The sequence below is a fragment of the Nonomuraea sp. NPDC005501 genome, from assembly GCF_040605905.1.
Lineage (GTDB): Bacteria > Actinomycetota > Actinomycetes > Streptosporangiales > Streptosporangiaceae > Nonomuraea.
Window position 1 is genome coordinate 1 of the sequence record NZ_JBEXDT010000121.1, and the last position, 22,482, is coordinate 22,482.

At 73.5% G+C, this 22,482-nt stretch carries 15 protein-coding genes; 11 read left to right on the plus strand and 4 right to left on the minus strand.

The window, feature by feature from the left end; translation table 11 throughout:
• Position 1: 1 nt before the first annotated feature.
• A complete protein-coding gene (locus ABZS51_RS37635) occupies positions 2–931 on the minus strand; it encodes an ROK family transcriptional regulator (RefSeq protein ID WP_355451651.1) in 930 nt (309 codons plus the stop codon).
• A gap of 79 nt (positions 932–1,010) precedes the next feature.
• Between ABZS51_RS37635 and xylA the strand changes: the two genes are divergently transcribed.
• Genes xylA through ABZS51_RS37650 form a run of 3 tightly spaced genes read left to right on the plus strand, consistent with a single transcriptional unit; the run spans position 1,011 to position 4,017 of the window.
• Positions 1,011–2,174, plus strand: a complete 1,164-nt coding sequence (xylA, locus tag ABZS51_RS37640) for a xylose isomerase (protein ID WP_310709408.1) — start codon at positions 1,011–1,013, stop codon at positions 2,172–2,174.
• Positions 2,171–2,917 (plus strand): sugar phosphate isomerase/epimerase, encoded by a 747-nt coding sequence (locus ABZS51_RS37645; RefSeq protein ID WP_355451654.1) that lies wholly within the window; start codon positions 2,171–2,173, stop codon positions 2,915–2,917. Before xylA ends, ABZS51_RS37645 begins: the two co-directional genes overlap by 4 nt.
• The gene (locus ABZS51_RS37650) at positions 2,914–4,017 is read left to right on the plus strand and encodes a Gfo/Idh/MocA family oxidoreductase (RefSeq protein ID WP_355451657.1); all 1,104 of its coding nucleotides are present in this window, start codon (positions 2,914–2,916) and stop codon (positions 4,015–4,017) included. The genes ABZS51_RS37645 and ABZS51_RS37650 overlap by 4 nt, the downstream gene beginning before the upstream one ends.
• A 301-nt stretch (positions 4,018–4,318) precedes the next feature.
• Here the strand turns inward: ABZS51_RS37650 and ABZS51_RS37655 are convergent, their stop codons facing one another.
• Positions 4,319–5,800, minus strand: a complete 1,482-nt coding sequence (locus ABZS51_RS37655; RefSeq protein ID WP_355451660.1) for an MFS transporter — start codon at positions 5,798–5,800, stop codon at positions 4,319–4,321.
• Between the two features lie 61 nt (positions 5,801–5,861).
• On the opposite strand from ABZS51_RS37655, the gene ABZS51_RS37660 reads away from it, so the two are divergent.
• Positions 5,862–6,833, plus strand: coding sequence for a WYL domain-containing protein (locus ABZS51_RS37660; RefSeq protein ID WP_355451662.1), 972 nt, complete (start codon positions 5,862–5,864; stop codon positions 6,831–6,833).
• A gap of 267 nt (positions 6,834–7,100) precedes the next feature.
• Here the strand turns inward: ABZS51_RS37660 and ABZS51_RS37665 are convergent, their stop codons facing one another.
• Positions 7,101–8,903: a DUF4434 domain-containing protein gene (locus tag ABZS51_RS37665; protein WP_355451665.1), complete on the minus strand. Its 1,803-nt coding sequence runs from the start codon at positions 8,901–8,903 to the stop codon at positions 7,101–7,103.
• A 128-nt stretch (positions 8,904–9,031) separates the two neighbouring features.
• Here ABZS51_RS37665 and ABZS51_RS37670 point away from each other — a divergent pair, with 128 nt between their 5' ends.
• From ABZS51_RS37670 to ABZS51_RS37680, 3 genes are all read left to right on the plus strand, one after another.
• Entirely contained in the window at positions 9,032–11,827 is a 2,796-nt protein-coding gene (locus tag ABZS51_RS37670; protein ID WP_355451668.1) for a DUF6493 family protein, read from the plus strand.
• A 185-nt stretch (positions 11,828–12,012) separates the two neighbouring features.
• A complete protein-coding gene (locus tag ABZS51_RS37675; protein WP_355451671.1) occupies positions 12,013–12,483 on the plus strand; it encodes a hypothetical protein in 471 nt (156 codons plus the stop codon).
• 180 nt (positions 12,484–12,663) lie between these two features.
• On the plus strand, positions 12,664–14,034 hold the full coding sequence (locus ABZS51_RS37680) for a protein kinase (protein WP_355451674.1): 1,371 nt from the start codon (positions 12,664–12,666) through the stop codon (positions 14,032–14,034).
• A 37-nt stretch (positions 14,035–14,071) separates the two neighbouring features.
• On the opposite strand, the gene ABZS51_RS37685 is transcribed toward ABZS51_RS37680, so the two are convergent.
• On the minus strand, positions 14,072–16,096 hold the full coding sequence (locus ABZS51_RS37685) for a family 10 glycosylhydrolase (RefSeq protein ID WP_355451677.1): 2,025 nt from the start codon (positions 16,094–16,096) through the stop codon (positions 14,072–14,074).
• Positions 16,097–16,319: 223 nt separating this feature from the next.
• On the opposite strand from ABZS51_RS37685, the gene ABZS51_RS37690 reads away from it, so the two are divergent.
• The 4 genes from ABZS51_RS37690 to ABZS51_RS37705 all read left to right on the plus strand — a co-directional run.
• Positions 16,320–17,858 (plus strand): N-acetylmuramoyl-L-alanine amidase, encoded by a 1,539-nt coding sequence (locus ABZS51_RS37690; RefSeq protein ID WP_355451680.1) that lies wholly within the window; start codon positions 16,320–16,322, stop codon positions 17,856–17,858.
• Between the two features lie 123 nt (positions 17,859–17,981).
• Complete coding sequence (locus tag ABZS51_RS37695) at positions 17,982–20,111, plus strand: ATP-dependent RecD-like DNA helicase (protein WP_355451683.1); 2,130 nt, start codon at positions 17,982–17,984, stop codon at positions 20,109–20,111.
• A gap of 80 nt (positions 20,112–20,191) precedes the next feature.
• Positions 20,192–22,201 (plus strand): heparinase II/III family protein, encoded by a 2,010-nt coding sequence (locus ABZS51_RS37700; protein WP_355451686.1) that lies wholly within the window; start codon positions 20,192–20,194, stop codon positions 22,199–22,201.
• A partial coding sequence (locus ABZS51_RS37705; RefSeq protein ID WP_355451689.1) for a DeoR family transcriptional regulator occupies positions 22,198–22,482 on the plus strand: 285 nt, incomplete at its 3' end. The genes ABZS51_RS37700 and ABZS51_RS37705, both read left to right, overlap by 4 nt.

Sequence of the window (22,482 nt, forward strand, 5' to 3'; positions counted from 1 at the left end):
GTCAGCCGGTCAAAGGCCCGGTAGAAGCGGCGGGAGGAGGCGAGCACCTGGTGGACATCTGCGGGGTTGATGTCGGGCAGGCCGAGCCGGTGGCGCCGGGCAGCGCCGCGACGCGCCCGCGCATCGGCACCACGGCTCCGAGCAGCGCGTCCTGCCCCGCGTACACCTCCAGGCAGCCGCGGCCGCCGCAGCGGCAGGCGGGGCCGTCGGGCACGACGACGACGTGCCCCAGCTCGCCGGCCAGCCCGTACGTGCCGCGGAACAGCGATCCGTCCACCACCAGCCCCGCGCCGATGCCGATCTCGCCCGAGACGTAGAGGAAGTCGGTCTCCCCGGAGCCGAACCACAGCTCGCCGAGCGCCGCGAGGTTGGCCTCGTTGTCCACCTCGCACGCCAGGTCGTGCAGGCCGAGCTGGCCCGCCACGCCGAGGTCGCGCCAGCCGAGGTGGGGCGCGTTGCGCAGCAGGCCGTCCTGGACGGGGCCGGGCACGGCCAGGGCGGCGCCGGTGATGCGCAGCCCGGCGCGCTCGGCCTCGGCGACGGCCTGGACGGCCAGCTCGCGCAGGTCGGCGAGGATGGCCTCGGGACGGGAACCGCGGTTGTCGGCGGGCCGGGTACGGCGCACGCGGACGGCGCGAGTGAGGTCCACCACACAGGCCGCGAGGTAGTCGACGTTGACCTCCAGGCCGAGCGTGGCGACCCGGTGGCCGCTCAGGCTCACGGCGACGCCCGGCCGGCCGCGCTCGCCGTCGCGGACGGCTCCGTTCTCCACGACCACACCGGCGTCGAGCAGGTCGGAGACCAGCTTGGACACGGTGGTCTTGGTCAGCCCGGTCAGCTCGGCGAGGGCGGCCCGCGTGAGCGGGCCCGCCGCGCGGATCTCACCGAGCACGACGGCGAGATTGCGGGCGCGCATGGAATCGTGCCGCACGCCTCTTGACGATGCCACATCTGCCTCCGAGGATTATGTGCAGATTGTGGACTTAATCCTAGACCGGCGAGAGGGCACCATGAGCTCGTTCAATCCAACCCCCGATGATCGCTTCACCTTCGGCCTGTGGACGGTCGGATGGCAGGCTCGTGACCCCTTCGGTGACGCCAGCCGGCCCGCGCTCGACCCCGTGGAGACCGTACACCGCCTGGCGGAGCTCGGCGCCTACGGCGTCACCTTCCACGACGACGACCTGCTGGCCGTCGAGCCCGACCGGGACAGGGCCATCGAGGCGTTCCGCAAGGCGCTGGGCGAGACCGGGATGAAGGTCCCCATGGCCACCACGAACCTCTTCACCCACCCGGTGTTCCGCGACGGCGCGTTCACCAGCAACGACCGCGACGTCCGCCGCTACGCCCTCCGCAAGGTCATGCGCAACATCGACCTCGCCGCCTCGCTGGGCGCGACGACGTACGTGTGCTGGGGCGGGCGCGAGGGCGCCGAGTCCGACGCGGCCAAGGACATCCGCGCGGCGCTGGCCCGCTACAAGGAGGCGCTCGACCTGCTCAGCCAGTACGTCATCGAGCAGGGCTACGACATGCGCTTCGCCATCGAGCCCAAGCCGAACGAGCCCCGCGGCGACATCCTGCTGCCGACCATCGGGCACGCGCTCGCGTTCATCAACGAGCTGGAGCACCCCGAGATGGTCGGCCTCAACCCCGAGGTCGGGCACGAGCAGATGGCCGGCCTGAACTTCGTCCACGGCATCGCGCAGGCCCTCTGGCAGGGCAAGCTGTTCCACATCGACCTGAACGGCCAGCACGGGCCGAAGTACGACCAGGACCTGGTGTTCGGCCACGGCGACGTCAAGAGCGCGTTCTTCCTGGTGGACCTGCTGGAGCACGGCGGCTACGACGGACCGCGCCACTTCGACTACAAGCCGCTGCGCACCGAGGACCCCGAGGACGTGTGGGTCTCGGCCGCGGCCAACATGCGGACGTACCTCATCCTGCGCGAGAAGGCCCGCGCCTTCCGCGCCGACCCGGAGGTCCAGAAGGCGCTGGCCGCCTCCCGCGTGGACCAGCTCGCCGTGCCCACGCTCGCGCCCGGCGAGACGCTCGCCGACCTGGCCGCCGACGAGTTCGACCCGGAGGCGGCGGCCGAGCGCGGCTACCACTTCACCCACCTCAACCAGCTCGCGCTGGAGCACCTGCTCGGCGTGCGCGGCGGGGTGGCCGGATGACGAACCCCCTCGCCTTACAGCTCTACACCGTCCGCGACGCGATCGCCGCCGACCGCGACGGCGTCCTGCGCCGCGTCGCCGAGCTCGGGTACGGCGCCGTCGAGCCGTTCGACCCGACCACCGACCCGAAGGGGTTCCGCCGGGTGGCGGACGACCTCGGACTGTCCGTGCCGATCACGCACGCGTACGCGCTGCTGAGCGAGGAGCCGGCGGCGGTGTTCGACGCGATCGCGACGATCGGCGCGGAGCTGGTGGTCATCCCGGGCGGCGTCGCGCACGAGGAGTTCACCACCCGCGACGGCCTGGCCCGCACCGCCGACCTGCTGAACGGGCTGGCCGAGCAGGCCGCCGCCCACGGGATGCGGCTCGGCTACCACAACCACTGGTGGGAGATCGAGCCGCGGGTCGGCGAGCGGCACGCGCTGGAGGAGCTGGCCGGCCTGCTGGCGCCGGAGGTGTTCCTGGAGGTGGACACGTACTGGGCGGCGGTCGGCGGCGCGGACGTGCCCGCGCTGCTGCGCCGCCTCGGCGACCGGGTCAGCGCGCTGCACGTCAAGGACGGGCCGGGCGGCAAGGAGGCCCCCCACACCGCGGTCGGCGCGGGCGTCATGCCGGTGCCGGAGATCCTGGCGGCGGCGCCCGCCGGGGCGTGGCGGATCGTGGAGCTCGACCACTGCGCGAGTGACGTGTTCGAGGCGCTGGCGGCCAGCCACGCCTACCTGGGCTCCCTGGAGGACGCGTGAGCGGCGGGCCGGTCGGCGTCGCCCTGGTCGGCGCGGGTGTGATCAGCGGTCAGTACCTGAGCAACCTCACGGCGTTCCCCGACGTGCGGGTGCTCGGCGTCGCCGACCTCGACGAGGGCCGCGCGGCGGAGGTCGCCGGGCGTTACGGCGTGCCGGTCTCGGGCGGCATCGACACGGTGCTCGCGCTGCCCGAGGTGGAGATCGTCGTCAACCTCACCGTCCCGGCCGCGCACGCCGCGGTGGCGCTGGCCTGCTTACGGGCCGGCAAGCACGTGTACGGCGAGAAGCCGCTGGCGCTGGACGCCGAGGAGGCGGCCAAGGTGCTGGCCGTGGCCGCCGACCTCGGGCTGCGCGTGGGCAACGCCCCGGACACGTTCCTCGGCGCCGGCATCCAGTCGGCGCTGCGGGCGCTGCGCTCGGGCCTCATCGGCGAGCCGGTCGCGGTCACCGCGGCCACCCAGGGGCTCGGGCCGGAGTCGTGGCATCCGAGTCCCGAGTTCTTCTACCAGCGGGGCGGCGGGCCGCTGTTCGACCTCGGCCCGTACTACCTGACCACGCTGGCCGCCCTGCTCGGCCCGGCGGCGCGGGTCTCGGCGCTCACCCGCCGGGCCCGGGACGTGCGGGTCGTCGGGTCGGGGCCGAAGGCGGGCACCATGATCCCGGTGGAGGTGCCGACACACGTCGACGCCCTCATCGACTTCGCGGGCGGCGGCGGGGCGGCGGCGACGTTCAGCTTCGACTCGCCGGTCCCCAAGCGGCTCATCGAGATCGTCGGCACCGAGGGCGCGCTGTCGCTTCCGGACCCCAACACCTTCGAGGGGCCGCTGCTGGCCCGCGGGCTCCACGACGCCGACTGGCGGGAGCTGCCGGTGGAGGGGACGGTCGCGGGGCGCGGCATCGGCGTCCTCGATCTCGCCCGGTCGATCCGGGCGGGCACGCCGCACCGCGCGTCGGGCGAGCTGGCGCTGCACGTCCTGGAGATCATGACGGCTGTCACGGAGTCCGGGGAGCGGGGTGAGTTCCGGCGGGTCCGCTCGGCCCCGCCGGTGCCGGAGCCGCTCCCGGCGGACTGGGATCCCCACGCCGCGACCCTGGCCTGACCGTCGTGCCGGGCCTGCCGAAGCCGGCCGGGCCTGGCCGGCGTGAGGATCAAGACGTCCCGAACGGCGGCGGCGACGCCGCCGTTCGAGGCGCCGTTCATCTCCGTCCGGCCGCCGCTGGGTGTGCGCGGTCAAGATGATCCAGCCCACCGGCCGGCGGCGGCCGGTGAGCGCAGCATCGGGCGATCCATTCGAGGATCTGCTTGAGCATCCGGAACGTGTGCTCAAGGTCGAAGCGGCGCAGGAACATCGACCACTGCTGAACAGCAAGCTGAGCGGTGCGGTCCTCCCCCACACGGGTTCACTGGTCGACGTGCTCGGCCGCGGTCTGCGGGAGCGCGAGCATCACGAGTGCCGCCACGACGTAGAGCACCGCAGAGACGACGAGGACGATGCTGAGCGCGTGACCATAGTGGGCCAGTCCCGGCGTGCCGGTCGTCGATCCGGCGACGGCGGTGAAGAAGACCGTGCCGAGAACGGCGATGCCGATGGCGCCGCCGATCTGGTTGACGGTGGAGAGCACGCCCCCCGCGGCGCCGGCGTTGCGTCCGGGGACGCCGGCCAGGACGACGTTGACGAGGATGGGTGCGGCAAGACCGAGCCCGAGGCCGCCGATGAAAAGAGCGAGGGCAAGGTGCCAGTATCCGGGATCGTTGCCGTCCCTGATGATCGCCCACAGGACGAGCTGGGATGCCGCGATGGTGAGCGAGCCGATGATCAGCAGGGCTCTGCCTGCCTTGGCGGCGAGCGCGACGCCGAGTCCTGAGGTGATGACCGAGCCGAGCGCGTAGGGCAGGATCACCAGGCCGGTCTCCCACGCGCTGCGGTCGGTGCCGTTCTGGAGGTAGATCGACAGAGTGAGGAAGAACGACCCGATGCCGCCGAAGAAGAGTACGGACGCGCTCAGGCCGATCGCGAAGGCACGGATTCGGAGCAGAGCCGGATCGAAGACGGGTTCGGTCCCGCGTCCGGTGAGGCGGCGCTCGTAGGCGAGAAAGATCGCCAGCACGATGATTCCAGCGGCGAGGAGGGCGTTACTGGCCCAGGTCCATCCCCAGGTCTCGGTCTGGATGATCGGCAGTAGCAGGAGCAGGATGCCCGAGGCCGCGAGCAGCGCGCCGAGGAGGTCCAGCCGCGCGGTCGAGGTGGAGCGGGACTCCGGCAGCACCTTCGCGCCGATGATGAGCGCCAGGATCGAGACAGGCACGTTGATCCAGAAGATTGTGCGCCATCCCAGATCGAACAGGTCGCCGTCAACGAGCAGCCCGCCCAGCAGCGGGCCGGCGACCGACGCGAGACCCTGGACCGCCCCGTAGGCGCCGAACGCCTTGGCACGCTCGCCCGGAGCGAACGATGCCCGGATGATCCCGAACACCTGCGGGACCATGATCCCTGCGGTCAGTCCCTGCGCGGCGCGCATGCCGATGAGCATTCCCGGATCGGCGGCCAGCGCGCAGAGTGCGGAGGTGAGCATGAACCCGGCCAGCCCGATCATGAACAGGCGCTTGCGGCCGTACTGGTCACCGAGTCGTCCGCCGGTGATCAGGCCCGCACCCAGGGCGAGGACGTAGGCGGCGATCGTCCACTGGATCTGAGCGTCGCCGGCCCCCAGCTCTTGGGCTGTCGCCGGAGCCGCGACGGTGACGATCGTCGCGTCGAGAAGGTCCATGAAGGAGCCGAAGAGCACCACCAGGAGCGCCGCGCTCGCGCCCGCGCCGGAGATGAGCGCCGAGGAAGCGGCGGGTGCATGCGTGCCCTCTTGAGGGCTCTGTGAAGCAGTCATGCCGGCCACAATGACCCGTATAGTTGCCATCGAGTGACCGCTTTATGTGAGGGGATGAGCGATGGCTGCTACCTCCGCGCGGACGCTCAAGTTGCTGTCGATCTTCGGGATCGGCGCGACCCTGACCGCCGAAGAGCTCGCCACCAGGCTCGGGGCGTCTGTGCGGACCGTGCGACGCGACATCGACACGCTCAGAGAGCTCGGGTACGAGATCGAGGCCGTGCGCGGGGCGGGTGGAGGCTACCGGCTCGGCCGCGCCACCTGGTTGCCGCCGGTCGTCTTCGACGAGGACCAGGCTGTCGCGGTGGCCGTCGCGCTCCAGACCGTCCCCACGATCCTGTCCGGCATCCGCGAGAACTCGGCCCGCGCCCTCACCACGCTGCAGCAGGCGATGCCCGCCCGCAGCCGCATCCACGCCGAAGCGTTCACCGTCCTCGCAGCGCGCAACTACTGGGAGTTCCCCGCAGCGCCCATCGACGCCGACATCATCCGCTTCATCGGTGGCGCGATCAACCGGCAGCACGTCGTTCGCGTGGACTACACCGGTGAGGACGGACCGACGACGCTCACGCTGGAACCGCACGACCTCGTCGTGTGGGCGGCACGGTGGTACCTCGTCGCGTTCGAACCGGACGCGGACCGATGGCGCGCGATGCGAATCGACCGCCTGGAACCACGCATGCCCACGGGGAGCACCTTCGACCGCCGCGACGTCCCGCATGGCGATCCGGTCGCATTCGTCATGAGCACGCACGACCGCGGCGACACCCCGGCGGAATGGCCATGCCTCGGGTCGGCGCTCGTCGCACTACCCGCGCCCATCGTCGCCCAGTTCGCCCCTGGCGGATCGACGGTCGAGCACGACACCGACTCCAGTTGCCGACTCACGCTCGGTGCGTGGTCATGGGCAGGGCTGGCAGGACTGCTCCTCACTTTCGACGCTGACGTCACGGGCATCGAACCGGAAGAGCTCAGGCAGGCGCTGCGCTCCTTGCGCACCCGCATCGACGAAGGACTCAGGCGCGCTATGTGAGTTCACTTGTCAGACGATCCTGGCGCCGGGGCATCGATCGAGGATCTCACGCCCAGGCGGCAGGGCTGCCCTGACGCGCGCACCGCTCGCCCGGCCATGCCCGCCTGCTGTTCAGCGGGGTGACTGTGAACGAGATGTCCTTGCGGCATGCCCGAGGACAAACCGCGTGAGCTGGAGACGCCTGATCGCCGTAGGTCGGCGGGGAGGAAGAGGTTCAGGGCTCTGTCTGAGAAAGAAGACGCCGTGGTCGTCGAGTAGAAGCAGACGCTACTGGACGGTGAAGCCGGCGGCGCTGACGCGGCCGGCGCCGTTCACGGCCGTGATCAGGAGCCAGGGCCGGCCCGGGTCGATCCCCACCGGGTCGAACGGCGCCCAGACCGTCTCCCGGACCACCCCGCCGGACCGGTCGTCACCGCCCGGCCTCGGGGTGAGGCCGGGCTCCGGGGTCAGGGTGACCGTCCGCGCCCCTCCCCCGGTCTCCTGGTACGTGACGCGCAGCGGGCCGCCCCGAAGGTTGAGCCCCCGTACCTCGATCCCGGAACGTCCGTTCAGGGGGCGCCGGGCCGCGTCCATGACGAGGGGGTCGTTCCAGGCCGCCATGACGGCGTCGGCGAGCGAGGGCGCGTCCGGGGTGTCCCGGCAGGTCAGGAACGGGTCCCAGCCGTAGGAAATGATCTTCGCGGCGTACCGGCCGACGGCCATGACCTGCCGGTCCACCCGGCTCTTCGCGGCCCGCCCGCGCAGCGGCAGCGGGTCGGTCCTGGCGCACTCGCCCTCCACCGGGGTGGGCTCGAAGACCTCGACGTTCACCCACAGCTCGACGCCGTGCCCGGCGCGGCGCGCCGCGGCCGCGACGTAGTCGGCGGTCGAGCCGTAGTACGCCTGCCGATACGGCATGGCGCCCACCACGGGAACGAGCCGGGCGTCGACCGGATCGCCCTCCCGGCCCGCGTCGTACACCGGGACCTTGCCGACACCCCGGCCGTCCTGGATGGCGATGACCATCGGCAGGCCGGCCCGGGTGGCCGCGATGTCCGCGAACCCCTCGCCCACCGCGCTCGGCGGGAAGCCCCGTGACCGGCGCGCGTCCCAGTACGGGCTGACCGCGATCGTCCGGCCCGGCAGCACGGAGGCGACCACGGCGTGCTGCGCCCGGTAGAGGGCGAGCACCGGGTCCCGGGGCCCCCGGTCCCGCATGGCCAGCTCGAACGACTGGTAGACCCCGGCCAGCGCCGGGGACGTCCCGAACCGCTGCCGGTAGCCGGTCAGCACCCTCTCGGTGAAGGCGTTCAGCGCGCCGGTCAGGGCGGCGTCCGGCTGCCACGGCTTGGCCGGGTCCTGCGGCGCGGCGGGCAGCCCGGGGAAGACCCGCATCCCGTACGCGGCGGCCTCCTCCAGCAGGTTGCCCACGCCGTCGCCGTCGGTCGCGACCAGCACCAGGTCGTACGGCCCGCTCCGGCATGACGGGCCCAGCAGCAGCCGGTAGTAGACGCGCTCGCCGCCGTCGATCCGCCGGTCGAGCGCGGGGCAGCGCAGCGCGCCCGGCCCGAGGCTCTCGCTGGTCACGTACGTGAAGACGCGGCGGATCTGCTGACCACGGGCGGCGTCCCGGGCGGCGAGGTAGCACGGCCGCCCCTGCTCGACGCAGCCGGCGAACACGGGATCGGGCCGCCACCCGGGCCCGTCCGCGACCAGGCCGGGCTCCTCCCCCGTGCTGTCGGCGACCGGGGCCCGCGCCGCGCCGGCCCGCTCCGCGGCCAGCACGCGCCCTCCGCCGTCCACCCGTGCGGCGCTGAAGCGCGGCCCGAACGTGATGATCGTGTCGCCGCCGGCCGCGTGGATCGCCTGGAGGGTGCGCCGCGTGTCGCACCGGTCGACGCGCGGCTCCATCCAGTAGCCGCTGATCGCGTACGGCGCGGTCACGCGAGTGTCGCGGGCCGGGCAGGCGGGCGCCGGAGCCTCGCGGCCGGCGCCGAGACCCCAGGCCAGGCCGGCCACCGCCACCGCCACCACGGCCGCGCAGGCCACCACCGACTGGAGGACGAACCGAGCCCGGTGCCGCACAGCCACCCCGCATCCCGCCGCGCCCCTCCGCGTTGCTCACCGCGCCGAGGTCGCTCGTCAGCCTATCCATCGGCCTCACGGAATTGTCGGCGCGCTCTGCCACGATCGCGATCACCTCAGACCCAAGGAGAGTCATGCGAGCGAACGACGCCGCCTGGCCGGCGGTGCGCGACCTCATCGTCGCCGGCGACCTGGCCAGGCTGGTGGACACCCTCAAGGCGCTGGACGAGCCGGCGCGGCGGGAGGTGGCGCGCGAGCTGCCCGGCCACGTCGCCGCGGTGCGGCAGATCGTCGCGGACGAGGTGGGCGCCTACGAGGAGCGGCTCGACCGCGCCCGGGAGGAGCAACAGGCCGAGCTGGCGCGCCGGTACGAGGCGGGTGAGCTGAGCGAGTACCAGTACAACGCGGCCTACGCCATGACCTGGGACGACGACGACTGGGAGACCAGGCCCCGGGCCGACCGCTGGATCGAGCCGATGCGGGTGGCGGGTGCGGCGACGCTCGGTGGCGCGGCGGCGGTGGCGGCCTGGGTGACCCGGCGCGACTTCGACCGGTGGGTGTCCTCCCCCGACGTCCTGGAGCGGGACCTGGAGCCGGTGCTGGAGATGGTCGCCGCCCGTCCGGCCGCGTGGCAGGCCGACCTGGCGGTACGGCTGGCCCTGCGGGTGCGCGCCCGGCGGCGGACCCGGTGGGACGATCGGCCGCTGGCCCTCGCGCTGACGCTGCTCCGGCGCACCGGGGCCACCCCGCCCGAGCACGACCCGCTGGTGGCGGGCTGGGCCTGGCGGGGGCCTGTGCCGGGCGACCCGCTGACCCGGCACCTGGTGCCCCGGCTGTTCGAGGCCGAGGGGGTCGGGCGGGTGCTGCGCGACGACCGGACGTGGCAGGGAAGCCTGGCGAGGCTCGCGGCGCGTGACGCGGCGATGCGGGCGCTGCTGCTCGACGGCTGCCGGCGCCGGTTCCTGCGCGGCGGGGAGGGCCCCGACCTGAGGTTCTTCGTCCGGCTGCACGAGCTGCTGGAGCCGCGGCCGGCCGAGGTCGCCCCGCACTCGCGCGACTACCTGCGCCTGCTGCCGGCCGCGCCGGGCCCGGTGGCGGAGCTGTCGCTGCGGCACGTGCGCGTGCTGGACGGCCTCGGCCGCGCCGATGTCGTGGAGGCGCTGGAGGGGCTGGCGTTCCGGGCAGAGGGCGGGCTGGTCCGGGCCGGGCTGAGCTGGCTGGAGGAGGAGGTCAAACGGTCACCCGGTCAGGCCGGCGACTTCGCCCCCGCCCTGGTCACGGCACTGACGCACGAGGCGCGGGCCGTACGGGAGCGGGCGGTGCGGATCGCCGCACGGCATGCCGCGCGCTTCACGGCCGATGCGGCCGAGGCTCTGCGGGAGAGCGCGACGTCGCTGCCGCCGGACCTGCGCAACCGGATGGCCACGGCCTTCGGCGGCGAGACGGTTCCGGAGCCGGAGTCCGCCCCCGGGGTCCACGCGGAGGAGCCCGTCCCCGGGACGCTGCCCGTGCCGCCCGGCCCCGTGCCGGCCGCGGCCCCGCCCGGCGACGCCCGGAGCTTGGCCGCGATGATGCTCGACGGCGGCCGGTCGGCGGCGGAGCGGACGCTCGCGGCGTTCGTCAGGCTGGCCGCGCGCGACCGGGAGGCGCTGCGGGCGGCGCTCGCCCCGCTCGCCGGGCAGGACCACCCATGGCTGTACCAGGACGAATGGGCGAAGCACGACACCTGGCTGCGTGCCCTGGCCATCGAGGTGGTGGACCCGGGCCGGCCGCACGACACGCGCCGGACGGCGTACCTGAGGAAGGTCCACGGCCCGGACGGCGTGCCGCCGGAGTACCCCCACCGGCTGCCCGAGCCACGGCGCGCGTCGCCGTTCCACCGCTTCATCCTGCGGCGGTACGGGGAGATCCACGCCGCGCTGGCGGCCGGCACGCTGCCGCCGCTGCTCCTGGCCACGCCCAGCCTGTCCACGGGCCATGTCGAGCCCGCCGACCTGGTGGCCCGGTTGGCGGAGCTGGAGGCCGCCGGGCGCGAGCCGCTGCCCGCCGACTTCCAGCAGGCGCTGCTCCGGCTGCCCCGCGCCGTGGACCCCGCCGTGGTCGAGCGGGCCGGGACGCTCATCTCGGCGGCGGGCCGCCGCGCGGCCCGCTGGATGCGCGAGGGCGGCCTGCCCGACCCCGTCGTGCGGATCACCCGGTCCGGGCAGGACGACGGGCTCGGGTCCGTGGTGTGGATGACGACGACCGTCGAGGCGGCACCCACCGGGCTCCCGTTCATCGACGAGCTGCTGGCCGACCAGCCCCGGCACGTCAACTACGTCTGCGACGGGCACCTGGGCGGCATGCTGGAGCGCTGGCCCGCGGTCATGCCGTCCCACCGGGAGACGGTCGCCGCTCACATGGTCGGCCACCAGCCGCTGGAGATGACGCACATGCCGTCGTCCACGCTGCAGCTCCTGGCCGAGGCCTCAGGCCCGGCCGGGCGGGCCGTCGCCCTGCTCCTCGCGTACCGGATCTTCCCCCGGCCCTGGGGCGAGCACGCCACGGAGCCGGCGCTGCGGGCGCTGCGGCGGTTCGCGGCCACCGGCGGGCTGCCGGCGGAGGAGCTGGGCGGGTGGCTCGCCGAGCGGGTGCTGCGCGGTGAGATCACGACGAAGGCCCTGACCGGCCTGCTGGAGGCCGAGGCGCTGAACGGCGCGTACGCCGACGTGTGGCGCGCCCTCACCACGGCCCTGCCACCGCTGCTGCCCGCTCCCGGCGCGCGGCCGGTCAAGGCCGACACCGACCTGATGTCCCTGGCCGAGCGGACGGCCCGCTGGTCCGGCGCGCGGGGGCGGCATCCGGAGCTGGCGGCGTTCGCGGCGCGCAAGGGCACCGCCCGCGCGCTGCGCCTGGCCCGCGCCCTGGACGACCACCTCGGCCGTCCCTAGGGTTCCGGGGCGGACCGGCTTCCGGGCACCGGCGGACGAGCTACCGCCCGGCCCGCGCGAGCGGATGGCCGCGGCCTTCCGCGGCGAGACGGTTCCGGAGCCGGACTCCGGGTGCGGCCCGTTCCGATCCTGGGTAGCTACCCTCTGAACACATACGCATACACAAAGTAGCCAGTGAGGAATCCATGGGACTTCCAAAAGGACGGTTCTCCATCTACCGGGGCACGGAGCTGCACGCCCAGAGCCGGCTGGACTTCACGTACTGCACACATGCCACGACCAGCCGCCCCGGGCACTTGGTGGACACCAAGTGGCTGTGCTGGGGCGCCCTCGAGTCCGCCCAGGCGCGCTTCAGCGTGGTGGACGGCCAGGAAGAGGACGGCGGCTGGAGCTGCCGCATGAAAATCGACGACGGCCCCTACGCCGGCCAGTGGCTGGACTCCAGCGACGGCTGGGTCTGCGCCGTGGGCTCCACCAGCCAGCGGTGGAGGTTCGTGGGCGGCGGCGACCAGGTCGAATGGTGGCAAGGAGACCTCCGGAAGGTAGTGGTCACCGACAGAAAGCCCTCCTCGGACGCGGCCAGCGGCCGGCAGCTGCGCGCCCTCGTCGACGACGGCCCCCCGCAGACGTTCACCATCAGCCGGATCGACGGCTGAGCGCCGGGCGACGCGGGCGGCCACGACTTCGCCGCGCTGGTGCGCCGCGTCCACGGCGACGCCGTCGAGCCGCGTGAGCCGCCCCGCCCGGACGCCCCTTGATCGCGAGGGCGGGACATCCCGACCGCCGCGCTGGTAGCTTCTTACCCCTGCCTGTTCACGCGGTTCGGGAGGCCCGGGGTGATCCAACCGTTGGTGGAGGACGATCCGCGTCGGCTGGGCCCGTACGAGATGGCCGGACGTCTCGGGCAGGGCGGCCAGGGCGTCGTCTACCTGGGGCGGACGGCGTCCGGCGAGCAGGTCGCCGTCAAGCTGCTCCACCACGGCCTGCTGGCCGAGCCCGACGCGAGGAGCAGGTTCCTCCGCGAGGTGGAGATCGCCCGGCGGGTGGCCAGGTTCTCCACCGCCCCCGTGCTCCACGCCGACCTCGCCGGGCAGCGGCCGTACATCGTCAGCGAGTACGTGCCCGGCCCCTCGCTGCGCGACCTCGTCACCGTCGAGGGGCCACGGCATGGCGCCGCGCTCGACCGGCTGGCGATCAGCACCGCCACCGCGCTGGCCGCCATCCACCGTGCCGGGATCCTGCACCGGGACTTCAAGCCCGCCAACATCCTGATGGGACCGGAGGGCCCCGTCGTGATCGACTTCGGCATCGCCCGCGCGCTCGACGCGCCGGGTACCAGCACCTCGGCCGGCTCCCTCATGGGGACGCCCTCCTACCTCGCGCCGGAGCAGCTCGGCGGGGAGACGGTGACGGAGGCGGCCGACGTCTTCGCGTGGGGCGTGACCATGGTGTTCGCCGCCTCGGGCCGGCCCGCGTTCGGCGCGGACTCCACCCCCGCCGTGATCAACCGGATCCTCAACCAGGAGCCGGCGCTCTCCGGGCTGGACGGGCCGCTGCTCGACCTCGTCACCGCGAGCCTGTCCAAGGACCCGGCCGAGCGGCCGAGCGCCGACGACCTGGTCGCGACTCTGACCTCACAGCCCTTACAGCCCTCGCAGCCCGCGCGTCCCCCGGCGCACCCGCCCGAGGATCCGCCGGCGCGCGGGCGCCGCCGTTCGGTGGTCCTCACGATCGCCGGCTGCGCGGCGGCGGCGCTGCTCGTCACGGGCGGCGTGCTGATCAACGTGGGCGGCCACCCGGCGGTGTCACCCGCCGAGGGCGACTCGACGTCCCAACCGGCCGTGCGCCCCACCGCCGCTCCCACCGGCGCTCCCACCGGCGCTCCCACCACGGTCCCGGCCCTCGCCACGGCCCTCGACACGTCACGCACCACGTCCCGCACCGCCGCGCCGTCGCCGAGCAGGGGATCCGGGCGGCGGACGTCGCCTCCGGCCGACGAGCCGACGTCCCGCCGCAGGACGTCGGCGCCGACCGCCGAGCGGGTCCGCGCCGCCCCGGCGGGCACGCCGGTCCGTCAGGAGTCCAGGAAGGAGCCGGTCCCCGACCCGGGCGACGAGTCCACCCCGGAATCGGCTGCCGAGACGACCTCCCTGCCCTACCCCACCCCTCCCCCGAACCCTTTCACCTGCATTCCCTCGACGTGCTGACCCCGAGGGCGGCCGGCGGAACGGCCGCCCGGGGTGTTCACACCTTGGTGATGCGGACCGCGTCGGCGATGACGTAGCCCGTCGTCGTGGTCCAGCGGCTGACGCCGACCACGTTGTACGTGCCCGCGTTCAGTGTGTACGTGCCGAGCGTGCGCCACGCCCCGCCGCCCGTGCGCTGGTCCACGGCCACCGTCTGGTTGCCGCCGCTCGCGGCCACGATGTACGGCGTCGCGCTGTTGTACCCCGCGTTCGAGGGGTACCAGACCTCCACCTTGTAGCTGCCCGTGCTCGGGATCGCGGCCTGGAACCAGGCGGGGTCGCTGGCGGAGACCGGGTCGGCGAAGCGGTAGTCGGTGCCGTGGAGCTGCGAGGAGTACGTGGAGGTGCCCCAGGACGAGCCGGCCGTGAAGCCGGCGTCCGCGTTGTCCACCGTCACGGTGAACGACGTGCCGCTCCCGGCCACCGCCTTGCCGGCGCTCGGGGCGCTCTCCTGGTGGGTGCGGGTGAGGGCGGTCACATAGTAGGTGTAGGCGGCCGTGGCCGAGGCCGTGGCGTCGGTGAACGTGGTCCCGCGGGTCGTGGTGAGCAGGTTGCGGGCGTCGGCGAAGGCGCACGGGTCGGCGGACGCGGGCGAGCCGTCCACGCGGTAGACGGCGTACGCGGTGCCCGAGCCCTGCCAGGTGAGGGCGACGCCGCCCGAGCCGCGCGTGGCCGCGCTGATCGTCGGCGCGGAGGGGGCCGCGGCCGTGCCGCGCGCCGTGAGCAGCGCCGGCCTGGTGTAGTGGGCGGAGACGACCTTGGTGAAGCTGCCGATCCGGTCGGCCTTGACGTCCTTGGCCGAGAAGTAGACGTCGCCGACCACCTCGGGCCGGGTGCGGTTGTAGGTGAGGTGGTCGCTCAGCTCGGCGGCGTCCTGCCAGGCCGCGTCCTGGCCGGAGGCGCCCGCCCGGTAGGCGGCCTGGCCGATGACGAGCTGCACGTCCGTGCCGCGCACCACGTCCGCCCACCAGGCGGTGAGCACCTTGTAGTCGGCCGCGCTGTTGCCGATGTGCCAGTAGATCTGCGGCGCCAGGTAGTCGACCCAGCCCTGCTTCACCCACTGCCGGCTGTCGGCGTAGATCGAGTCGTACGCCTGGAGTCCGGAGGTGGCCGAGCCGAGCGGGTCGGTCGAGGAGTTGCGCCAGATGCCGAACGGGCTGATGCCGAACGTCACCCAGGACTTGGCGGCGTGGATGCGCTGGTCCATCTCACGGACGAGCTTGTTGACGTTGTCGCGCCGCCAGTCGGCGATGCCGGCGTACCCGCCGCCGTACTGCGCGTACGTGGCCGAGTCGGGGATCGTCTGGCCGCTGACCGGATACGGGTAGAAGTAGTCGTCCAGGTGGACGCCGTCGAGGTCGTAGCGGGTGACGGCGTCCATGACGGCGTCCTCGATGAAGGCGCGCACGGCCGGGATGCCGGGGTTGTAGTACAGCTTGCCGCCGTACGCGAAGCGCCAGCTCGGGTTCTGGCGGGCGGGGTGGGTGGAGACGAGTTTGGTGGGATCGTCATGGTTGGCGATCCGGTACGGGTTGAACCACGCGTGGAACTCCAGGTTGCGCGCGTGTGCCTCGGCGACCATGAACGCGAGCGGGTCGTAGCCGGGGTTCTTGCCCTGGGTGCCGGTCAGCCACTGCGACCACGGCTCGTACGACGAGGGCCAGAAGGCGTCGGCCGTGGGCCGGACCTGCACGACCACGGCGTTCATCCGCTTCTGCACGGCCAGGTCGAGCCAGGCGCGGAACTCCGCCTGCTGGGTCGCGACGCTCAGGCCGGGCGCGCTGGGCCAGTCGATGTTGGCCACCGTGGAGATCCACATGGCGCGGAGCTGCCGCTTCGGCCTGGCCGGGTCCGTGGTGCAGGCGGCGGTGACGGCCGGGCCCGCCGCGGCGGCGGACGCCGGCACCACGGGCACCAGCAGGGCGGCGACGGCGACGAGGACGGCCACGGCGGCGCGTGACGAGCGGGGGGCGGGGGGCGACGCGGTGAGCCGGCTTGACAGGCTCCCGTGGTGCGTGGTCACGAAGAGAAGTTTCAGCGACCGCATCTCAGATCGCAATAGTCTTCACCGATCCGAGGGGGCCCAACTTCGGGCCGCCTCTGGCGCGGACAAGATCCCCCAAATCCTGACAAGGCCATCGCAGGGGCGAAAAGTTTCTTCTAACCGACAAGCAATGTCAATTATCGACATTGGTCATGGAATGCGTTTACTGTGCGACCGTTACCCCCCAACGAGGGAGCTCCCCATGACGTCCGCCCGCACGCGATTAGTCGCTCTCGTCGCCTCTGTCCTCCTCGTGACCCTCGCCCTCGGCGCCGGCCCCGCACTGGCCGCCAAGGACACGCCCCTCCAGGCGGCCTTCGCCAAGGCCGCCGCCCAGCACGACGTCCCCCGCGACCTGCTCGTCGCCCTCGGCTACGCCGAGACGCACCTCGACAACCACAAGGGCGAGCCCAGCGCCAGCGGCGGCTACGGCGCCATGCACCTGGTCAGCAACCCGACGAACCACAGCCTGGAGAAGGCCGCCGAGCTCACCAGGCTGCCGGTCGAGAAGCTGCGCGCCGACGACGAGGCCAACATCCTGGGCGGCGCCGCCGTCCTGCGCTCCCTCGCCGACGAGCAGGGCCTCGACGAGGCCGCCCGCAAGGACGCCGGCCGCTGGTACAAGGCCGTGGCGGCGTACGGCAACGCCTCCTCCCCCGAGCTGGCCCGCCTCTACGCCGACTCCGTGTACGAGCTGCTCGGCCTCGGCGTCCAGGCCAAGGGCGTGAGCGTGAGGCCGCAGGAGGTCACCGCCGACCGCGGCGACCTGGCCAAGGCCCGCGACCTCAGCGCCAAGGCCGACGGCTCCCCGAGCCTCCAGGCCGAGGCGGCCAGTGCCGACTACCCGAACGCCACCTGGGTCCCCGCCAACTCCGGCAATTACACCGCCTCCAGCCGGGAGTCCTCCTACGCCATCGACCGGGTGATCATCCACGTCACCCAGGGGTCGTACGCGGGCACCATCTCCTGGTTCCAGAACGCCAGCGCCAACGTCTCGGCCCACTACGTGGTCAAGTCCTCCAACGGCGCCATCACCCAGATGGTGCGGGACAAGGACATCGCCTGGCACGCCGGCAACTGGGACTACAACACCCGCTCCATCGGCATCGAGCACGAGGGCTACGTCAGCGAGGCCTCGTGGTTCACCGACGCCATGTACCGGTCCTCGGCCGCGCTGACCCGCTACATCTGCGACAAGTACGGCATCCCGAAGGACCGCACCCACATCATCGGCCACAACCAGGTGCCCGGCGCGGACCACACCGACCCGGGCCAGTACTGGAACTGGACCACGTACATGAACTACGTGACCGGTGGCACCGGCACGCCGTCGTGGACGACCACCGTCGACAACTCGACCTCCGGCCAGTTCACCGCCAGCGCCAACTGGGGCACCTCCACCTACTCCAGCCAGCGTTACGGCGCCGACTACCGCTTCGCCGACCCCGTGTCCTCCAGTGACGTCGCCTGGTACCAGGCGAACATCCCGAGCGCGGGCAGCTACAAGGTCGAGGTCTACTACCCGGCCGACGCCGGCTACAACAGCTCGGCGCCGTACATCGTGGCGACGTCGAGCGGCAACCAGACCGTGTACGTCGACCAGCGCTCAGGCGGCGGAGCCTGGCGCAGCATCGGGACGTTCTCGCTCAACGCGGGCACGGCCAACGTGGTCGGGGTGAGCCGGTGGACCTCCGGCACCGGCTACGTCATCGCGGACGCGGTCCGCATCAGCCGGTCCTGACGACGGCTCCAGCGGTCCGGGCCGGGCACCGCGCCCGGCCCGGACCGGCTCGCGTCCACGGCACGATCTGTCGGTCCCGTCTCCTAAGCTGCCAAGCGGTACCGGGATGATTGGATCTTTGCCGTGGAAGCCTCGGTCGAGCAGCTCGTCTACGTCCGCGACGACGGCTACACCGTCGCCCGGATGAGCTCCGACACCGGGCCGGGCCCCGTCGCGGCGACCTTCGTCGCGTCCGGCCGGGCGCTCGCCGGCGTGCAGCCGGGCGAGACGCTGCGGCTGGCCGGCGAGTGGGGCGAGCACCCGCGCCACGGCGGCCGGTTCCAGGTCAAGGAGTGCGAGCGGATCGTCCCGTCCACCGTGCGGGCGATCCAGCTCTACCTCGGCTCGGGCCTGATCCGCGGCATCGGCCCGCGCCTCGCCCACGCCATCGTCAGCCACTTCGGCGAGCAGACCCTGACCGTCGTCGACACCGCTCCCGAGCGGCTGACCGAAGTGGTCAACATCGGCAGGACCCGCCAGGCGCAGATCGTCGAGGCGTGGCGGGAGCAGAAGGCGATCGCCGGGCTGATGGTCGTCCTGCAGGGCTACGGCGTCAGCCCGCTGCTCGCCACCAAGATCTACCAGGTGTACGGCGCCGACTCGGCCGGGGTCCTCGCCTCCGACCCGTACCAGCTCATCGGCCGGGTGCGGGGCGTCGCGTTCCACACGGCCGACCGCATCGCGCTCCAGTCCGGGGTGCCGCGCGAGAGCCCGCAACGGATCAAGGCGGCGCTGCTCGACCGGCTGGAGAACGCCGCCGCCGGCGGGGGCCACTGCTACCTGTCCATGACCGCTCTCGTCACCCAGGCCGCCGAGCTGGTCGAGCAGGACCCCGATCTGGTCCGCGCGACGGTCGACGCGCTCACCGCCGATCGGCGGGTGGTCGTCGAGGCCGGTTCCGACCAGATCGTCGTCTACGCCAAGGAGCTGCACGCCCGCGAGGTCAAGCTGGCCGGCGAGCTGGCCCGGCTCTGGCGGGCCCGCTCGACGCTGCCCATGCGGCACTTCACCGAGGACCCGGGGCTGCACGACGACCAGCGGGCGGCCGTCACGATGGCGTTGACCAGCACCGTGTCCGTCCTGACGGGCGGCCCGGGGTGCGGCAAGAGCCACACCGTGCGGGTGATCGCGGCGACCGTGCGCGCGATGGGCGGAACGGTCACGCTGGCCGCGCCCACGGGCAAGGCCGCCAAGCGGCTGTCGGAGCTCACCGGCCTGCCCGCGATGACCGTCCACCGGATGCTGGCCCACCAGCCCGACCCCGACGCGCTGTTCGACCAGGCGCCGGCGCAGGCCGACCTCGTCGTGGTGGACGAGGCGTCCATGCTCGACCTGCACCTGGCGACCCGGCTGTGCTCGGCGATCCCCTCGGGCGGCCACCTCCTGCTCGTCGGCGACAGCGACCAGCTCCCCAGCATCGGGCCGGGCAGCGTGCTGGCCGACGTGCTGCGCGTGGAGGACATCCCGCGCGTCCGGCTCACCCACGTCTTCCGGCAGGCGGAGGACAGCGGCATCATCCGCAGCGCCCACCGCATCCGCGCGGGTGAGCTGCCCCCGCTGCCCGGGGGTGGCGGCTTCTGGTTCGAGGAGCTCGACGACCCGGCGGCCGTGGCCGAGCGCGTCGTCCACCTCGCGACGGTCGCCATCCCCCGCAAGCAGGGGGTCGAGCCGGGCCAGGTACAGGTGCTGTGCCCGATGCGCAAGGGCGTCGCCGGCACCGCCGAGCTGGGCCGCCTCATCCAGGAGCGGCTCAACCCGGCCCGCGACGGCGCACCGGAGCACTGGTCGGGCTCGTCGGTCTACCGGGTCGGCGACCGCGTCATGCCGATCCGCAACAACTACGACAAGGGCGTCTTCAACGGCGAGACCGGCACCGTCACCCGCATCGTCCCCGAGGAGCGCCTGCTGGAGGTCCGCATCGACGACGGCGACACGGTCACGTACGGGTTCGACGAGCTCGACGACCTGACCCACGCCTACGCGATCAGCGTTCACCGGTCGCAGGGCAGCGAATACCCGTTCGTGGTGGCGCCGATCGTGGTGGAGGCGGGGGGCGTCATGCTCCGCCGCCGGCTGCTCTACACGCTGGTGACGCGGGCCCGGTCGTGGGTGGTGCTCGTCGGGGAGCGCAAGGCGTTGGAGCTCGCCGTCCACCGCCTGGGCCACCGGCGCAACACCGCCCTCCCCCGGCGCCTGTCGTTCGCGATCGCCTGACCTCGTTCCGGTCCCCCAAGGGCTAATTGATTCAACTTCGATCACTTTCGATCGCTACTATGGGGGCGGCGAGGAGGACTATGACCAACACCGTGACCGGTCCGGGGCGCTCCGACCGGAAGGCCGGGCCGCTGCTGGCGGCCTGGGGCGCGGCGGCGACGCCGGGCGCGCTGGCCGGGACACTGCTGCCCCCCGACGCGGCGCTGCCCGTCCCAGGCGGTGGAGGCTCCGCGGGCTTCGGGGAGCTTCTCCGAGCGTACGGCGCGCGGGCGCTGCGGGCCGTACGGGAGCGGGCGGAGGCCGAGGCGGGCACGCCGTGGCCGCAGCCGCTGGCCTCGCAGTACACGCGCTACTTCCGGGACGGCAACCGGACGGCGTACGAGGCGCGGGTGTTCGAGCGCCAGGACCGGCTCACCCGCGCGGTGCTCATGACCCTGGCCACGCCCGGCGGCCCGGCGACGGACTCCGAGCGGTGGCTGGACGAGGTGGCCGACGGTATGTCGCTGCTGTGCGAGCAGACCTCGTGGTGCTGGCCCGCGCACGAGGACACGTGCCGGCCGCGCGGCACGGTGCTGCCGGACCCGGCCGCGCCGTGCCTCGACCTCGGGGCGGCCGACGTCGCCGCGCAGCTCGCCTGGGCCGACCACGTGCTCGGCGACCGGCTGGACGACCGCTACCCCGGCCTGCGCGAGCGGGTCCGCCAGGAGGCGCGGGCGCGGGTGCTGCGGCCGTTCGTCGAGCGGCGCGACTGGCACTGGCTGGGGCTCGACGGCGACGTCCACAACTGGTGCCCGTGGATCTGCGGCAACGTCCTCGTCGCCGCGCTGCGGTTCGGCGAGCCGGGCGAGGAGCGGGCGTCCCAGGTGGCGTGGGCGGTGCGGGGCCTCGACCGCTACCTGGCGGCCCTGCCGGAGGACGGCTCGATCGACGAGGGGTACGAGTACTGGTGGAACGGGGCGTGCCGGGCGCTGGAAGCCCTGGACGTCCTGGAGCACGCCACCTCCGGCGCCCTCGCGGCGTCCGGCGTGCCGGTGGTGCGCGCGACGCTGCGCTTCCCGCACCTCATGCGGCTCGGTGGCCCCTGGTACCTGAACCTCGCCGACGCGCGGGCCCGCCCGCCCGCCGACCAGCCCTGGCACGTGCCGTACCGGTGGGGGGTGCGGCTGGGCGAGCGCGACGCGGTGCGGCACGCCCGGTCGCGGCGCTCCGGCGAGATCGCGGCCACGACGGAGCTGGGCCGCGCCCTGCTGGAGCTCGCCGACCCGGAATGGCACACCCCGGCCCCGAGCGCCCCTGACCTGAGCGATCCGGAGCCGGGCGCCCTGGAGCCGGGCGCCCCGGAGTCGGGCGAGGAGTCGCTGGTGGCGGCCGTGTGGTTGCCCGGCACGCAGGTGGGGCTCGCCCGCGAGGTCGCCGGCAGCGCACGCGGGCTCACGCTCGCAGTCAAGGGCGGCCACAACGCCGAGCACCACAACCACAACGACGTCGGCTCCGTCGTCGTCGCCGTGGACGGCGTGCCGGTGCTCGTGGACGCCGGGCGGCCGACGTACACGGCGCAGACCTTCGGGCCCGACCGCTACGCGATCTGGACGATGCAGAGCTCCTGGCACAACGTCCCCGAGGTCCGGGGCACGCCCCAGGGCCAGGGCCCCGGGTTCCGCGCCCGCGCCGTCGAGGTCGCCGACGGGTCCGCGCGGTTCGAGACCCGCATGGACCTGGCCGCCGCCTACCCCGTTCCCGGGCTGGAGCACTGGTGGCGCACCGCCCGCCTCGACCGCCGGGCGTCGTGCGTGACCGTCGAGGACGCCTGGGCCTTCACCGCCGGGGCGGAGCCGAGCGTGCTCCACTACCTGCTGGCGGGACAGGTCGAACGGCACGAGGACGGGCAGGTCGTCGTACGGCCGCCGGACGGCGCGCGGGCCGCCCTCGTCACGTGGGACCCGGCGGCCGCCACGTCCACCCTCACCGTCCGCGCGCTGGACGATCCGATGCTCTCGGAGGTGTGGGGCGAGCGCCTGACCCGGCTGGAGCTGCGCCTCCCCGGCACGGCGCGCGGCTCCTTCGAGCTCCGGGTGGAGGCACACCCATGACCGTCCACGACGACCCGACACTCGAGGCCCCCGGCGGCTCCTCAGCCGGTCCGCCCCGCGCGCAGACCGTCGAGCTGCTGCCCGACGAGCGGCGCGCCCAGGTGGTGGAGCTGCTGCGGCGGCGCGGCGTCGTGCGCGTGAACGAGCTGGCGGCCGAGCTGGACGTCTCGGTCATCACCGTGCGCCGCGACATCGCGCTGCTGTCCTCCCAGGGCCTGGTACGCCGGGTGCGCGGCGGCGCCGTGCTGCACGACGGCCCCGTGGCCGACGCCCTGGCCGGC

Coding starts and splice junctions, on each gene's coding strand:
- xylA (WP_310709408.1), top strand. CDS start 1,011: ATGAGCTCGTTCAATCCAACCCCCGATGATCGCTTCACCTTCGGCCTG.
- ABZS51_RS37645 (WP_355451654.1), top strand. CDS start 2,171: ATGACGAACCCCCTCGCCTTACAGCTCTACACCGTCCGCGACGCGATC.
- ABZS51_RS37655 (WP_355451660.1), bottom strand. CDS start 5,800: ATGACTGCTTCACAGAGCCCTCAAGAGGGCACGCATGCACCCGCCGCT.
- ABZS51_RS37660 (WP_355451662.1), top strand. CDS start 5,862: ATGGCTGCTACCTCCGCGCGGACGCTCAAGTTGCTGTCGATCTTCGGG.
- ABZS51_RS37670 (WP_355451668.1), top strand. CDS start 9,032: ATGCGAGCGAACGACGCCGCCTGGCCGGCGGTGCGCGACCTCATCGTC.
- ABZS51_RS37675 (WP_355451671.1), top strand. CDS start 12,013: ATGGGACTTCCAAAAGGACGGTTCTCCATCTACCGGGGCACGGAGCTG.
- ABZS51_RS37690 (WP_355451680.1), top strand. CDS start 16,320: ATGACGTCCGCCCGCACGCGATTAGTCGCTCTCGTCGCCTCTGTCCTC.
- ABZS51_RS37700 (WP_355451686.1), top strand. CDS start 20,192: ATGACCAACACCGTGACCGGTCCGGGGCGCTCCGACCGGAAGGCCGGG.